Source organism: Sodalis sp. C49 (assembly GCF_046352915.1).
In the GTDB taxonomy this organism is placed as follows: Bacteria; Pseudomonadota; Gammaproteobacteria; order Enterobacterales; family Enterobacteriaceae; genus Acerihabitans.
In genome coordinates, this window is sequence record NZ_CP163303.1 from 2929229 (window position 1) to 2945024 (window position 15796).

Below are 15796 nucleotides of genomic sequence, written 5' to 3' on the forward strand. Positions count from 1 at the left end.
TCATGATTGGCATAACCAAATATTTACAGAACGGCTCCAATAAAAAAATAAGTAATAAAGCGTTGCTGATGCGTTTTGCTCCGCTGCTCAGCCTGATTCTGCTGATGCTATTTTTCAGCCTCGGTTCGCCGTTTTTCCTGAACACCGAAAACCTGATGACCATCGCCCTGCAAACCTCGGTAATAGGCATCATGGCCATTGGCGTAACCTACGTCATTATTACCTCCGGCATCGACCTGTCGCTGGGGTCGGTGGTGGCGTTTTCCGGCGTGGCCATCGGCCTGGGGGCCGCGGCCGGACTGCCGCTGGCGCTGTGTATCCTCTGCGGGGCGCTGGGCGGCGCGTTGTGCGGTTATATCAACGGTTTTCTGGTGGCCCGGGCGGCCATTCCCCCCTTTATCGCCACGCTCGGCCTGATGATGTCGGTGCGCGGCATCAATATGGTGCTGACCGACGGCCGCGCCATTTATTTTTCGCAATATCCCGGTTTTAAAACCCTGGCCCAGGGCAAGCTGTTCGATTTCCTGCCCTATCCGGTTATCTACCTGATCGTACTGGCGGCCATTGCCGCCTATATCCTGAAAAGAACCGTTATCGGCCGGTATATCTACGCCGTCGGCAGCAATGAGGACGCCGCCCATTTATCGGGAATCAAGGTGCGGAACGTCAAACTGTTCGTTTATCTGTTCTGCGGCATATTGACCGGCATCGCGGGAGTGGTGCTGGCATCACGGCTGAATTCCGGACAACCGACGGTGGGCGTGGGCTATGAGCTTGAGGCCATCGCCGCGGTGGTGATCGGCGGCACCAGCCTGATGGGCGGCATCGGCACCATCGGCGGCACTATTATCGGCGCCTTTATCATGAGCGTGCTGAAAAACGGACTGAATTTAATGGGCGTGTCGCAATTCTGGCAAATGGTTGCGATGGGCATTGTCGTGGTTGCGGCGGTGTATCTGGATACGCTGCGCAAAAAGATCTGATTCACCGACGTTCCTGTTATCTGGACAGTAAAAATATCACTTTGGAGGTTGTCATGATGAAATTAATCAGGTTGTGCGGCATCGCGCTGTTCACGCTATGCGGCGCGGGCGGCGCTGATGCCGCCACCGGCGATATCTCTATTCCGGTGGTGAGCAAAGGCTACCAGCATGAATTTTTCCAAACGGTAAAACTGGGTTCGGAGGCGGCGGCAAAAGAATTAGGCATAAAAACCAGTTTTGTCGGCCCGTCCGATGAAACGCAAATCGCCGAACAAATCCAACTGATGGAAAATACCATCACGCGCCAGCCCAGCGGTATTCTGCTCGCGGCACTGGATGCCAACGCCCTGGTGCCGTTGGTGGAAATGGCGCACAGCAAAAAAATCGCTGTCGCCACCTTCGACTCCGGCGTCAACTCCGATATCCCGGTGAGCTTTGTCGCCACCAATAACGTCAAGGCCGGCTCCGCGGCAGCGGACGCCCTGGCGAAAGAGGTGGGAGGCAAAGGCAAGGTCGGCATTATCGCCCATGTGGCGGGCACCACCTCGGCGATAGAGCGTACCGAGGGTTTTACCAAGACCATCAAGGAAAAATATCCCGCCATTACCCTGCTGCCGGTGCAGTACAGCGACGGCGACCCGCAGAAAGCCATGGATAAAACCATCGATATGGTACAGGCCAATCCCGACCTGGCGGGCATCTATGCCACCAACGAGGGGTCGACGCTGGGCGTCGCCAACGCCATTGACAGCCTGAGCCTGGCCGGCAAGGTCAAGGTGATCGGTTTCGACAGTACCGAGGCCATTATCGGTTTCCTGAAATCCAATACCCTGCAGGGTTTTATCGTCCAGGACGCCTACCAAATCGGCTACCAGGGCATCAAGACCCTCGACAGCTTCCTGAAGGGACAGACGGTGGCCAAGGTCATCGATATCCCGGTGAAATTCGTTACCCAAACCAATCTTAACGATCCGGCTATCCAGAAATTGCTCTATCCGTTCGGCAAAAAATAACCGTCAACGTCACAAGGAATTGCCATGAACAAGACAACAGCTTCCCCACAGCGGCATGACGATATGCCGGCCATCGGCATTCGCCCGGTTATTGACGGCCGTCGCCTGGGCATCCGCGAATCGCTGGAAGAACAAACGCTGTCAATGGCGCGCGCCACCGCCGCCCTGCTAACCGCGTCCCTGCGCTACCCCAACGGCGAGCCGGTGGCGTGCGTCATCGCCGATACCTGCATTGCCGGGATGGCGGAATCCGCCGCCTGCGAGCGCAAATTCAGCGGCCGCAACATCGGCCTGACCATTACCGTAACGCCATGCTGGTGCTACGGCAGCGAAACCATCGACATGGATCCCTTCCGGCCGAAAGCCATCTGGGGGTTTAACGGCACCGAGCGCCCCGGCGCGGTGTATCTTGCCGCCGCGCTGGCCGGCCATAACCAGAAAGGACTGCCGGCGTTCGCCATCTATGGCCGCGACGTGCAGGACGGCGGGGACGGCGCCATTCCCGACGACGTGCGGGAAAAGCTCCTGCGCTTCGCCCGCGCGGGCATTGCCGCGGCATCCCTGCGCGGTAAAAGCTATCTGTCCATCGGCGGCGTCGCCATGGGCATCGCCGGTTCCATTGTCGATCATGACTTTTTTGAATCCTGGCTGGGCATGAAGGTGCAGGCGGTGGATATGACCGAGCTGCGCCGCCGCATGGATCAGGGCATTTATGACGAGGAAGAACTGGCGCTGGCGCTGGCCTGGGCGGACAAGGCCTTTCGTTTCGGCCCGGACAAGAATGCGCAGCGGTACCGCCGCGATGCCGCGCAAAGCCGCGGCGTATTGCGCGACAGCCTGCTGATGGCGATCTGTATCCGCGACATGATGCAGGGCAGCGCTAAGGTGGCGGCCAAGGGCTTTATTGAGGAGTCTTTGGGCTATAACGCCATTGCCGCCGGCTTCCAGGGGCAGCGGCATTGGACCGATCAGTACCCCAACGGCGACACCGCCGAGGCGTTGCTCAACAGCGCGTTCGACTGGAACGGGGTACGCGCGCCGATGGTGGTGGCGACGGAAAACGATAGCCTGAACGCCGCCGCCATGCTGTTCGGCCGCGCCTTGACCGGCACCGCGCAGATTTTTGCCGATGTGCGCACCTACTGGTCGCCGCAGGCGGTGGAACGGGTTACCGGCCACCGGCTTGAAGGCCGGGCCGCGGCGGGCATTATCCATCTGATCAACTCCGGCTCGGCGGCGCTTGACGGCACCTGCCGCCAGACCGATGACGCGGGCAACCCCACCATCAAACCGCATTGGGAGATAACCGAACAGGACGCCCAGGCGTGCCTGGCGGCCACCGCGTGGTGCCCGGCCATTCATGAGTATTTTCGCGGCGGCGGCTATTCGTCATGCTTTTTAAGCCGGGGCGGCGTGCCGTTCACCATGACGCGCGTCAATATCATCCGCGGCGTCGGACCGGTGCTGCAAATCGCCGAGGGCTGGAGCGTCGATTTGCCCGCCGGGGTCCACGATACGCTGAACCAGCGCACCGACGCCACCTGGCCGACCACCTGGTTCGCCCCCCGGCTGACCGGGCAAGGACCGTTTCGCGACGTCTACTCGGTGATGGCCAACTGGGGCGCTAATCACGGGGTGCTCAGCGTGGGCCACGTCGGCGCGGATTTTATTACCCTGGCGGCGATGCTGCGCATCCCGGTTTGCATGCATAACGTGGCGCCGGAAGACATCTACCGGCCCTCCGCCTGGGCCGCCCACGGCATGGATCCGGAAGGACAGGATTACCGCGCCTGCGCCAACTACGGCGCGTTATATAAAAAATAATCCCGGCGGCGCGCGGCCGGATCCCGGCGCTATCGCGGGATTGCCGGCCCCGCCCCTTGACGCGAGTGGGGAGACGGTATGAAGCAAGATGTGGTTATCGTACTGGACTGCGGCGCCACCAATATCCGGGCGATCGCCATGGCCCCGGACGGCCGGACGGTCGCCAAGGCGGTTATGCCGAACGCCAGCCTGCCGGCGGCGGAGAACCCCGACTGGCAAACCTGGTCGCTGGACAGCATTATGGACGGCTTCAGCCAGTGCTCCCGCCGCCTGGCGGCCGGACTGGCGTCATGCCGGGTGCGCGGCCTGGCCGTGACCACCTTTGGCGTCGACGGCGCGCTGGTGGACGCGCAAGGCGCCTTGCTGTATCCGGTTATCAGTTGGAAGTGTCCGCGCACCGCGCCGGTGATGGCCGATATCGCCCGCTATATCAGCCCGGCGGAATTACAGGCGATATCGGGCGTCGGCCAGTTCAGTTTTAATACCCTGTATAAACTTATCTGGCTGAAACAGCATCATCCCGCATTGCTGGCGAAGGCCCGCGCCTGGCTGTTTATCTCGTCGCTTATCAACCACCGCCTGACCGGCGCGTTCACCACCGATCGCACCATGGCCGGCACCAGCCAGCTGCTGGATGTCGGGCGCGAATGCTTTAGCGCGCGGATACTGGCGGCCGTCGGCCTGGACGCCGCGCTGTTTCCACCGCTGGTGAACGCCGGCGATATCATCGGCGCGCTGCTGCCCGCCGCCGCCGCCAGGCTTGGGCTGCCGCCGGGCCTGCCGGTGATCGCCGCCGGGCATGACACGCAGTTTGCCCTGTTCGGGTCGGGGGCCGGGCTGGACCAGCCGGTGCTGTCCTCCGGCACCTGGGAAATACTGATGGTACGCAGCCGGCGGGTGGACACCAGCATACTGCCGCGTATCGCCGGGTCCACCTGCGAGCTGGACAGCTGCGCCGGCCTGTTTAATCCCGGCCTGCAATGGCTGGCCTCCGGCGTACTGGAGTGGGTGCGCGAGCTTTGCTGGTCGGCAACGCCGGCCAGCAAAGTCTATCAGGCGATGATTCGCGAGGCGCGCGAGGTGCCGCCGGGGGCGGACGGCGTCAGGATGAGCGGTTCCCTGCTGGCGGCGGGGGCGGGACTGGCAAGCTGGCAGGGACTTGCGCTGGCGGCGCGGCGCGGCCATATTTATCGCGCCGCGCTGGAAGGACTGGCCGTGACCCTGCGCGATAATCTGGCATTATTAGCGCAAATAGGACATTTCACCGTCAGTGAACTGACGCTGGTGGGCGGCGGCGGTCGCAATGCCCTGTGGAACCAAATCAAGGCCGACCTGCTGCAGGTGCCGATCAAAGTGATGGACGAGGCGGAAACCACGGTATTGGGCGCCTCGATGTTTATCTGGAGCGGCATCGGTTATGTTCCGTCGCCGGAAGATGCCCGCGCCCTGGTCGGCTATCGCTATCAATGGTTCAGGCCCGGCGGCGACTATGCCGATATTAAGTGGCCCCCGACCGGGCTCCCATCCCCTCGAACTGGAGTGCATGTATGTTAAAACTGATATCCCCGCTTATCTCGCCGTCGCTGCTAAAAACGCTGGCCGAAATGGGCCATGGCGACGAGATTGTTTTCGCCGATGCGCATTTTCCGGGGCATTCCCTCGGCCCGCAGGTGCTGCGCGCCGACGGGCTGGACATCGGACCGCTGCTGGCGGCGGTGATCCCGCTGTTCCAGCTGGACAGCTATGCGCCGCCGCTGGTGATGATGATGCCCGGCGCAGGGGATGAACTGGACCCGGCGGTGGAAAACCGCTACCTGCAGGCCTTGTTTGGCGCGGGCGAACGCCTGCCGGTGACGCGCATCGACCGGTTTGCTTTTTACGAGCGCGCCCGGCGGGCGTTCGCCATCGTCATGACCGGCGAGCGGGCAAAATACGGTAATATCTTATTAAAAAAAGGGGTAACGCCCATATTTTGACCGTCCGTTGCCGTATCTTATGCCGACAACCGCTTTCACACCCTGGCCTGGGGCGCCGGAAGCGGGACATCGGGTAAGCGGGAGGGCAAGATGAAATCAACGCGGCAGCAAGATATCCTGGCGTTAATATCCCAACAGGAGGTCCTGAAGGTGGATGAACTGGCGGCGTGGTTCGACGTCAGCAAGGAAACCATCCGCCGGGATTTCAACAGCCTGCAGGACCAGGGCCTGATCATCCGTCAACATGGCCGGGCCAAAGGCATTGCGCGCGGCAAACCCGACAGCGGCGACTCGTTTAATGCCCGCGTCAAAAGCCATTTAAACAGCAAGGCTGATATCGCCGGCCAGGCCCTGACCTGGGTTGACGAGGATATGGTGATTGCCCTGGATGCCAGCACCACGTGCTGGTACCTGGCCAAAAAGCTGCCGGACATCCCCCTAACCGTGTTTACCAATAGCGTCCGGGTGTGCAGCGAGCTGGAAAAGAAATCCCATATTACGCTGGTCAGCTCCGGCGGCACGTTGCAGCGTAAATATGCCTGTTACGTCAATCCAGCGCTGTTTTCCATCGTCAGGCACCTTGATATCGACCTGTTTATTTTTTCCTGCGAAGGCATTGATAATGACGATATCATGTGGGATTCGAACGCGATCAACGCCGATTACAAGACCTTGATGCTCAACAAGGCCACGCAGTCGCTGTTGCTGATGGACAAAAGCAAGCTCGGGCGCAGGAGCACGGTGAAAATCGGACCGCTGGCCCTGGTGGCGCGGGTCATTTCCGATACGGAGTACCGAAAGCCGCCAACGTGATGCGCCCGCCGCTATGGCCGGGGAAACGAAAAACGGCGCATGGATATTAAAAACATAATATTTATTGCAAATAATTAAGTATATTAATGCTAAATCATTGAGCGAAAAATAACGTTAAAATTTTAACTTTATGATGATTTTTTTACATTAATGGCATAAGTTATTCTCCCGGCCATCAAGGAAGAATAAGCTATATGCTTAACATTATCGATATTAATCATCACGCACTTGAATTATTAAAGACTGGAAAATCCAACGCACGGGCAACCCATTTACCTATGGAAAGCGACGGCTTAATCAGTATTATTAATAACGAAGCCAAATACGACAGCGGCGCCCCTATTCCATTCCTCCCCTTCACCCGGCTTAATTCGGACAAAGAGCGGGCGGCTTGCCTGGAAGAAATGGAAAAAGTGGTGGCGTCAGGCCAGTTCACCAGCGGCGACTTTATCACCCGGCTGGAAAAACGGCTGGCGGCGTCTTACCGGGCGACGGCATGCATCGCCACCAGCAGCGGGACGGACGCGCTGAAAATTGCGCTGAAGGCCATCGGCGTCGGTGCGGGCGACGAAGTCATTGTGCCGCCCAACTCTTTCGCGGCCACGGAAAACGCCATATTTTCCATCGGGGCAAAGCCGGTCTACGCCAACATCGACGCCAGTTTCAATCTCAACCCAACCGAGATCCCGCGGCTGGTCACCCCGCGCACCAAGGCCATCCTGGCCGTTTGCCTGTACGGCTCCGTCAGAAATATGAGCGCCATATCCCAAGAGGCCAGGCATCATGAGCTGCGCGTCATCATTGACGCGGCCCAGTGTTTCGGCATACCGGATATCATCAACTACGGCGATGTAGTGACGCTGAGTTTTAACCCGTTTAAAAACATCGGCGGATTCGGCAAGGCGGGCGCGTTGCTGACCTGTTCCTCGGCCATCGCCAAACGCGCCCGGCAATTTTCCTATCATGGCTTTTGCGAGGGTAAAAAAAACGTCAAAGCGCAGAATTGGGGGTTTAACAGCCGGATGGATAATATCCAGGCGGCGACGTTATTAGCCAAATTAACTTTTTTTGCCCTGAATGCGTTAAAACGATCTTACCTGGCTTATCGTTATATTAATAAGCTCGCTCTCCTGGAACATCGCGGATTTATTACGCTGCCCATCGAACAAGCGGCCAACACCTGGCATTTATTCCCCATCCGGGTCAACGCGGGCAAGCGGGACGAGTTGATACGTTTTGCCAAAATAATGAATATCGAATTTGATATCTATTATCCCATATTAGGGTATGACGGGGCCAACGAGTTTGCCTTAACCTACCAGGATAAAATAAGTTTCGCTACCAGCCGCAGCATTCATGCCACGGTGCTCCATATTCCACTGCACAATCATATGTCCCTGGCAGAGCAGGACCGGATCGTCGGCGTTATCAACCAATTTTTCCAGTGAGCGCGCGCGTGATGCCGGGACAAGCGTGGCCAATTACCCGCTTGTTGGGCTAGTATTGTGCTCTACGATACCGGCCCGCCGCTGCACGGCGCGGCCTGAAAAACCGGAGGAGCCATGCAGACGATAGCCATAGATATGGATGAGGTGATTGCCGATTTCAACAGCAAAATGATCCGGCATTTTAATGCCGAATTTGGCGAACATATCGGTTTAAACGATCTTGCCGGACAGACTATTCAGCAATTGCGTCCGGCGCTGCGCGATAAAATCAACCAGATGATCGGCGAGCCGGCGTTTTTCAGCGATCTGGATGTGATCGCCGGCGCGCAGGATGTGGTCCGGGAATTGAGCGGCAAATACCATGTTTTCATCACTACCGCCGCCATGGAATTCCCCGCCTCGTTTACCGCCAAGTTTAACTGGCTGCAAACCCACTTCGGTTTTTTAAGCGCCATGAATTTTGTCTTTTGCGGCAACAAGCGCATCCTCAACGCCGATTTTCTTATCGACGACAATGTCCGTCATTTTGAGCATTTCGTCGGCGAAGGCATCCTGTTTACCGCTCCGCATAATATCCATGCGCGCGGCTATCGCCGGGTCAACGACTGGCGGGAGGTGGCTGATCTTTTTTTGTAGGTTTGCGCCGCGGCGGACAGGCTTTGCTGATTAAATGAACCAATGTTTCTTAATAAAAGAAATAAAATTTTATAAATTTGAGCTTGATCGCCCCGCTCTTTGTTTTTTTGCCATTCAATCACCGGGTCTGGCAACGGGAGAAAGGTTTCTCGCCGCCCCAGGCGCTAGGGTTGACAGCGACAATGAGGATTACGGTCGGTTGACCGTTTTTTACCATGCCCTGTCAACGCCTTATCCGGGGAAGCATGACGATGAAAATACGCTCCATAGGTTTACCGCAATATCTGGCTTATGGCTCCGGCGATTTCCTGGGCGCGGGCACCACCGCCCTGACCGCCGCCTGGCTGCTTTATTTCTACACCACGTTTTGCGGTCTCTCGCCCATCGAGGCCACCTTTATCTTTGCCTGCGCCCGGGTGCTGGACGCCGTGGTCAGCCCGCTGATGGGCTACCTGACCGATAACTTCGGCGGCACCTGGCTGGGCAAGCGCTTCGGCCGCCGTAAGTTTTTTATCCTGCTCGGCATTCCCTGCGTGTTCAGCTACTGCCTGATGTGGGTCGGCGGCATGGGCTACGGTTATTACCTGCTGACCTATCTGCTGTTCGACGTGGTCTACACCATGATCCTGGTGCCCTACGAAACCCTGGTGCCGGAAATGACCGACGATTTTAAACAAAAATCCAAGTTCTCCGGCGCGCGCATCGCCCTGGCGCAGCTGTCCGCCATCCTGGCCGCCTTTTTGCCCGGCATCCTGCTGTCGCATTTCGGCAAGGACAACGCCATTTCCTTTTTCTACGCCAGCGTGGTGTTCGCGGTGATCTGCGCGCTGGTGCTGACCCTGGTCTATTTGTTTACCTGGGAGCGGCCGGCGGCGCTGAAATCGGAGGCGGTATTAAAGCTTGAGCGTGAAAAACAGCAGCTGACCCTGGGACAAAGCCTGCGGCGCCTGCATATCGAACTGTCCTCCACGCTGCGCGTGCGCATCTTTCGCCAGCATCTGGGCCTGTACCTCGGCGGCTACATCGCCCAGGACGTATTCAACGCGGTGTTTACCTATTATGTGGTGTTCGTGCTGATGCAAAGCGCCACCGTGGCCTCCAACCTGATGGGGGTGATGGCGATCCTGCAGTTCGTGGCGGTGATCGGCATGATCCCGCTGTGCATCCGCTTCGGACCGGCGCCGTCCTACCGGCTGGTGGTCACCCTGTTCGGCCTGAGCGCGCTCTCCTACGGCGTGCTGTACTACGCCGGCCTGAGCGACACGTTCTCGCTGCTGCTGCTGGTATCGGCCGTGGCCGGCCTTGGCCGGGGCGGCATCAACTATGTGCCCTGGAATATCTACACCTATATCGCCGATGTGGACGAGGCGATCACCGCCCAGCGGCGCGAGGGCATCTTCGCCGGCATCATGACGCTGACGCGCAAGGCGTCCCAGGCCGGGGCGGTAATGCTGGTGGGGGTGTTCCTGCAGCTGTCGGGGTTCGTTTCCGGGCAGAAAGTGCAGTTGCCGCAGGTAAGCCACGCCATCCTGGCCATCCTGTGCATCGGCACGGTGCTGGTGCTGACCGCGGGTTTCATTATTTCCCTGCGCTTTAAGCTGAACCTGAAAACCCACCGCATCCTGCAGTTGGAAACGCAAAAAATGCGCGCGGCCAATCATCCGCTGCCGCAGCAGATCACGCCGGAGGCACGGGCCACCGTGGAGACGCTGACCGGCATGAAATACGAATCGCTGTGGGGCAATAACAACATCGGCTACCTTAACCGCCATAAAGGCGCGCCGGAAAAAGCCGCGCCCACCGGGCACCTGATTTAATCTATCTATAAAGACATCGGCAGGACGACATACATGACTATCTTTAGCGTAAAACACAGCCCGTTGCTCCGGCAGCCTGAATATCTGTTACCCCGCGACCGGTTAAAAGAATTGATCGGCAAGGTGACCGATAACCTGATCAATATCGAGGATCGCACCGGCGAGTTTTTACTGCGCCTCGACGACGGACGGGTCATCGACACCAAGGGATGGGCCGGGTGGGAATGGACGCACGGCATCGGCCTGTACGGCATTTATCAATACTACCAGCAAACCGGCGACGACCGGATGCGGGGGATTATCGACGACTGGTTCGCCGCCAGGCTGGCGGAGGGCACGCCCACCAAAAACGTGAACACGGTGTGTCCGCTGCTGACCCTGGCCTACCGCTATGAGGATACCGGCAATCCAGCCTGGCGCCCTTACCTGGAGCGCTGGGCGGAATGGGTGATGTACGAGATGCCGCGCACCGAAAAAAACGGGTTGCAGCATATCGTCTATAACAATGAAAACCATCAGCAGCTGTGGGACGATACGCTGATGATGAGCGTGCTGCCCCTGGCGAAAATCGGCAAATTGCTCAACCGGCCGGAGTTCGTGGCGGAAGCAACCTATCAATTTTTACTGCATATCCAGTACCTGATGGATCGGGAAACCGGGCTGTGGTTTCACGGCTGGAGTTTCGCCGGCCGGCATAATTTTGCCCGGGCGCGCTGGGCGCGCGGCAACAGCTGGCTGACGGTGGCCATTCCGGAATTTATCGAGTTGCTGGATTTGCCGGAACAGGACCCCACGCGCCGCTATCTGCTCGAGGTACTGACCAGCCAAATCGACGCCCTGGAAAAATGCCAGGATGAGAGCGGCCTGTGGCATACGCTGCTTGATGAGCCGCAGTCGTACCTGGAAAGCTCAGCCACCGCCGGTTTTGCCTATGGCATACTGAAGGCGCTGCGCAAACGCTACATCGACCCGCGCTACCGGGCAATGGCGGAAAACGCGGTGCGCGGCGTCATCGGCCGCATAAACCAGGACGGCGAGTTGACCGATGTGTCGTTCGGCACGGCGATGGGCAGCGAGCTGGAATATTACCGCCAGATCCCCCTGACGTCCATGCCCTACGGCCAGGCCATGGCCATATTGTGCCTGACGGAGTATTTGCGGGTCTATATCTAAACCGGGCCATTGCCGCTCGCTTAGGCAAACTCCGCGGTATTATTCTCAAAAGAAGCAAATAACGTTGACCGGCTGCCGTCGCGAAAAAAGGCGCGCAGCCCGCTCAACGCGATATCATAATCGTTGAATAAAAACAGCTTGTGGATAACCCTTAATGGCGGCCATCGTGTCCTTAGCAACCCCGCCGCTATAATGATCTGCGACAGGCTAAGCACGGGGACGGCATCGCCCGGCGCCCCGGCGGTGCGAAGACGCGCGCTTTTCCAGAGCTGATGTAATTGCGTTGTCAGCCTGTTATAAATGACATCGGCGTATGTATCAGCGCTGGAGACCATATCATAATGCCCTTGGTCATTCACAGAGCATTTTAGTATACAATTAAGCCAGATAAGTTTATTACTGCCTTTGAGCACAGCCGTTAATTCTTGATAATAGCTGTCTATATTATTGTTTAGTGCGAAAATAATATTCACACAGTTGGCCTCGTCCAGCTCTTCGGTAATATGCCCGCGCATGCAGACCTGGCCCGCCAATTGTTTTTCCTGCGACGGCGTCAAATCTTTCATCGCTATCGCCGGCGGCGCCATGGACAGCACAATGGCGGCGCCGTCGTCCCTGTCGCCTGCCGCCCAAGCCCCCGCGCCCGCCATAGGATCAAGATACGCCCGCTCGGTGGAAAAAGTCTCGATGCAAGAGCCGGTGCATTCACGGAAAACCCTGATGGCGTCGGCAAAATCCTCATGGGCATACATAACGTCGATGCAGCGCCAGCGAAGATGCGTAAATCCCTTATCGGTTAATAACCGGCTGATGACATATTCCGCCAAAAGTCCGCCGGCACCCAGTGAAATCAGGGTTAGCGGCTGTTGCCTGGGCAAGTCCATGGCAATGATGCGATCGACCAGACAGCGGGTAAAATGGATGCGCGCGCTAAGGGAAGCGGTATCGGCATGTTCAAACCAGCGCATGCCGTGATAAAGGCGATATGCGCCGTAGCGGCAGGGCTGCACATAGGTCTTCAGGATAAAATGATCAAGCGAAAAGCGAGGCGTTTCCGGCGGCCCATCATCAACGGCGTGCAGGCAGGCCGCCTCTCCCAATACATGGCCGGTTAATAACGGATCTGGCATGGCGTAGTCATCCTTATCAGTACGCAACAACGCGTTAGTGGATAGCTATGATCACTATGTATGGGTAATAAACCTAGTCCCGAATCGGCAAAGACTGCATAACGAAAAGCGGCCGATCCGTTGACGCATGCCCCTGATCACCATATAGTTAGCAAACTACCTAATTACATACTAACGATAGCGATGACTATGCCGAAAACCCGCGCGCAGGCGCTGATGGCGATGACCATGGCCCTGGGCCAGCTACAACGGGCCTATCGGGCCAAGGCGGATAAACTGGTCGCGCCGCTGGGACTCTCCTCCGCCATGGCCTGGCCGCTGGTGCTGATAGGCCGTCATCCCGAAGGGATACGTCCCGGCGGGCTGTCGGAAGAACTAGGGATCGAGGGCCCCTCCCTGGTGCGCTCGCTCAACCAACTGGTGGATGCCGGGCTGGTGTTGCGCCAGGACGACCTGGTGGACAAGCGCGCCAAGGTTCTGCACCTGACGCCGGCGGGCAGCGCTATCCAGATACGGATCGAGGCGATGCTGAACGACTTTCGCGCCACGCTGTTCGAGGACGTGCCGCAGGCGGACATTGACGCATGCCTGCGGACTTTTTGCCTGCTGGAACGGCGGCTGGGTATCAACGGATCTTCGTCCCTGGACGACGCGCTAATCAACACGCCGGCCTGATGACCATGACGTTGCCTGCCTTGAGGCTGTTTTCCCGCGCGGAAATGATTTATTCGCTGAAAAGCTTTACGGCGGCGATGATGGCACTCTATTTGTCCAGCCGCGCCGGGCTGCCCAATACCTTCTGGTCGATGATGACGGTCTATGTGGTCAGCCAGCCGCTGGCCGGCATGGTGCGATCGAAGGCGGTCTACCGCCTGTGCGGCACGTTTATCGGCAGCACCGCCACGGTATTTATCATTCCCGCCCTGTCCAACGCGCCGGTGCTGCTGGTGCTGGCCATGGCGCTGTGGGTCAGCGTCTGCCTGTTTATTTCCCTGCTCGACAGAACCCCGCGCTCCTACGCCTTTATGCTGGCCGGCTACACGGCGGCGCTGATCGGTTTTCCATCGGTACAGACCCCGGATTTGATCTTTAATACCGCCATCACCCGGGTGGAGGAAATCTGCCTGGGGATTTTATGCGCCACCCTGGTACACAGCGTGGTGCTGCCGGCAGGCTTGACGGGCAGCGTCATGGGCCTGCTGGACAAAACCTTAACCGATACCCGGCGCTGGCTGAAGGATATTTTTTCCGCCCCGGCGCCGCTTCCCCCTACCGCAGGGGAGGACGGCGCCACTTCCGCGGCGCGCCTGCGCCTGTCGGTGGATATTACCCAACTGCGGCTGCTGGCCACCCATATCCCGTTTGATACCGGCAATCTGGCCTGGACGGCGGGCGCTATGCGTACCATGCAGGACCGGGTGGCGGAACTGATCCCCACGCTCTCCGGGGTGGAGGATCGCCTGCAGGCGCTGTATCGGGCGGAAGGCGGCTGGAGCCCCGATGTGCTGGCGGTGCAACGGCAAATCAGCGCCTGGCTGGCGGCCAACGAACCGCTAATGGCCGGCGTCGAGGTCCGGCTCACCCCGGCGGAGTATCACGACCAGCGCCTGGCGCTGAGGGAATCGGCAACACGGCTGGAATCCGGCGGTAATCACAGCCCGTGGTCGCAGGCGTTGCGCATTTCGCTGGTCAGCTACCTGGAAGAACTGGTGATGAAATGGCAGGAGTGCATAGTGCTGCGCCAGGATATCGCCACCGCCATGCGGCTCGGCGTCATGCCCAGGCGCCGCCTGGCCGCCGTCGGCAACCGGGTGCTGCATCGGGATCTGGGCATGGCGCTGCTTTCGTCGCTGGCGGCCTTTATCGCCATCGGCCTGTGTTGCGTGTTCTGGATCCAAATCGGCTGGGCCGACGGCGCCACCGCGGCCATGATGGCGGCGGTGTTTTGCAGCTTTTTCGCCGTCATGGACGATCCGGTGCCCGCCATCAATAATTTCCTTAAATACACCTTCCTGTCGGCTCCAATATCGGCGATTTATATTCTGGTGCTGCTGCCCGCGGTACATGACTTCGGCATGCTGGTACTGATATGCGCGCCGCTGTTCCTGGTGCTGGGCTGCTACAGCGCCCGCCCGGCCCTGCTTATGGTGGCGCTGCCGCTGCTGTTCGGCGTGGCGGGCACCCTGTCGCTGCATGATACCGCCCATGCGGACGTCACCAGCTTTATCAACAGCACCACCGCCCAGTTATTGGGAACCTTCGTGGCGGCGCGGGTAACCCGGTTATTTCGCTCGGTCGGCGCCGACTGGAGCGCGCGCCGTATCCGCCGGGCAATACGCCGCGACCTGGTGGCGATGGCCAGGGGCGTAAAAGCGCAGCAGCTGCAAATTTTTGCCGTCAGGATGATCGATCGCATCGGCCTGCTGGTGACGCGCATCGCCCAGGGCGAAACCAACCGGCACCATAGCGTCGCCAGGGAAACCCTGCGCGATCTGCGCCTGGGGGTGAATATCATCGCGCTGCAGCAGGCGCGGCGGCATTTTCCGGCGGTGGACTTCGGCGCGCTGCTCGCCCAGTTGTCCCAGTTGTTCCGCTCGGCGGAAAACCTGCCCGCCGTGTCGTTGCATCGTGCCGTCGACCAGGCGCTGGGCACGATGCTCGACATGCCGGAACCCACCCCGCAGTGGCGCAGCGCCATTTCCGCCCTGGTGGGGCTGCGCAATAACCTGTTCCCCGACGCCCCCGTCGCCCTGAACGTTAAGGAGGAGGCGCCATGATTGGCGAAGCCAGTTTTTATGGTCTCTTTTTCCCCTGGCTGATGGTGCTGGCACTGGCCGCGCTGGGGCTATTCTGGGCGGTACGGCGCCTGCTGGCGATGGGCGGTTTTTATCGCTGGGTCTGGCATCCGGCCTTGTTCGATATCGCCGTTTATTTCCTTTTACTTTATGGGATTACCCATGTCACGTATCTTTTGCAGCGATAA

At 58.9% G+C, this 15796-nt stretch carries 14 protein-coding genes; 13 read left to right on the forward strand and 1 reads right to left on the reverse strand.

Going from position 1 to position 15796, the window contains the following annotated elements; translation table 11 throughout:
- The first annotated feature begins 2 nt into the window (after positions 1-2).
- The 10 genes from ABUK12_RS13270 (at position 3) to ABUK12_RS13315 (ending at position 11683) form a co-directional block, all read left to right on the forward strand.
- Positions 3-983, forward strand: coding sequence for an ABC transporter permease (locus ABUK12_RS13270; protein WP_410012288.1), 981 nt, complete (start codon positions 3-5; stop codon positions 981-983).
- Between the two features lie 53 nt (positions 984-1036).
- On the forward strand, positions 1037-1996 hold the full coding sequence (locus ABUK12_RS13275) for an ABC transporter substrate-binding protein (protein ID WP_410012289.1): 960 nt from the start codon (positions 1037-1039) through the stop codon (positions 1994-1996).
- A 63-nt stretch (positions 1997-2059) separates the two neighbouring features.
- Positions 2060-3820, forward strand: coding sequence for an L-fucose isomerase (locus ABUK12_RS13280; RefSeq protein ID WP_410016640.1), 1761 nt, complete (start codon positions 2060-2062; stop codon positions 3818-3820).
- Between the two features lie 78 nt (positions 3821-3898).
- A complete protein-coding gene (gene fucK, locus ABUK12_RS13285) occupies positions 3899-5374 on the forward strand; it encodes an L-fuculokinase (RefSeq protein WP_410012291.1) in 1476 nt (491 codons plus the stop codon).
- A complete protein-coding gene (gene fucU / locus ABUK12_RS13290; RefSeq protein ID WP_410012292.1) occupies positions 5368-5796 on the forward strand; it encodes an L-fucose mutarotase in 429 nt (142 codons plus the stop codon). Before fucK ends, fucU begins: the two co-directional genes overlap by 7 nt.
- Before the next feature lie 90 nt (positions 5797-5886).
- A complete protein-coding gene (fucR, locus tag ABUK12_RS13295; RefSeq protein WP_410012293.1) occupies positions 5887-6609 on the forward strand; it encodes an L-fucose operon activator in 723 nt (240 codons plus the stop codon).
- Between the two features lie 194 nt (positions 6610-6803).
- The gene (locus ABUK12_RS13300) at positions 6804-8057 is read left to right on the forward strand and encodes a DegT/DnrJ/EryC1/StrS family aminotransferase (RefSeq protein ID WP_410012295.1); all 1254 of its coding nucleotides are present in this window, start codon (positions 6804-6806) and stop codon (positions 8055-8057) included.
- Between the two features lie 114 nt (positions 8058-8171).
- Positions 8172-8693, forward strand: a complete 522-nt coding sequence (locus ABUK12_RS13305; protein WP_410012296.1) for a 5' nucleotidase, NT5C type — start codon at positions 8172-8174, stop codon at positions 8691-8693.
- Between the two features lie 251 nt (positions 8694-8944).
- Positions 8945-10510 carry an MFS transporter gene (locus ABUK12_RS13310; protein ID WP_410012298.1) on the forward strand — a complete coding sequence of 522 codons (1566 nt, stop codon included), beginning with the start codon at positions 8945-8947 and terminating at the stop codon, positions 10508-10510.
- A gap of 33 nt (positions 10511-10543) precedes the next feature.
- Positions 10544-11683, forward strand: a complete 1140-nt coding sequence (locus ABUK12_RS13315; RefSeq protein WP_410012299.1) for a glycoside hydrolase family 105 protein — start codon at positions 10544-10546, stop codon at positions 11681-11683.
- Positions 11684-11703: 20 nt separating this feature from the next.
- Here ABUK12_RS13315 and ABUK12_RS13320 read toward each other — a convergent pair whose 3' ends face one another.
- Complete coding sequence (locus tag ABUK12_RS13320; protein WP_410012300.1) at positions 11704-12813, reverse strand: hypothetical protein; 1110 nt, start codon at positions 12811-12813, stop codon at positions 11704-11706.
- Between the two features lie 189 nt (positions 12814-13002).
- Between ABUK12_RS13320 and ABUK12_RS13325 the strand changes: the two genes are divergently transcribed.
- Genes ABUK12_RS13325 through ABUK12_RS13335 form a run of 3 tightly spaced genes read left to right on the forward strand, consistent with a single transcriptional unit; the run spans position 13003 to position 15796 of the window.
- A complete protein-coding gene (locus ABUK12_RS13325) occupies positions 13003-13488 on the forward strand; it encodes a MarR family winged helix-turn-helix transcriptional regulator (protein WP_410012302.1) in 486 nt (161 codons plus the stop codon).
- A gap of 5 nt (positions 13489-13493) precedes the next feature.
- A complete protein-coding gene (locus ABUK12_RS13330; RefSeq protein ID WP_410012303.1) occupies positions 13494-15590 on the forward strand; it encodes an FUSC family protein in 2097 nt (698 codons plus the stop codon).
- Positions 15587-15796, forward strand: coding sequence for a DUF1656 domain-containing protein (locus ABUK12_RS13335; RefSeq protein ID WP_410012304.1), 210 nt, complete (start codon positions 15587-15589; stop codon positions 15794-15796). Before ABUK12_RS13330 ends, ABUK12_RS13335 begins: the two co-directional genes overlap by 4 nt.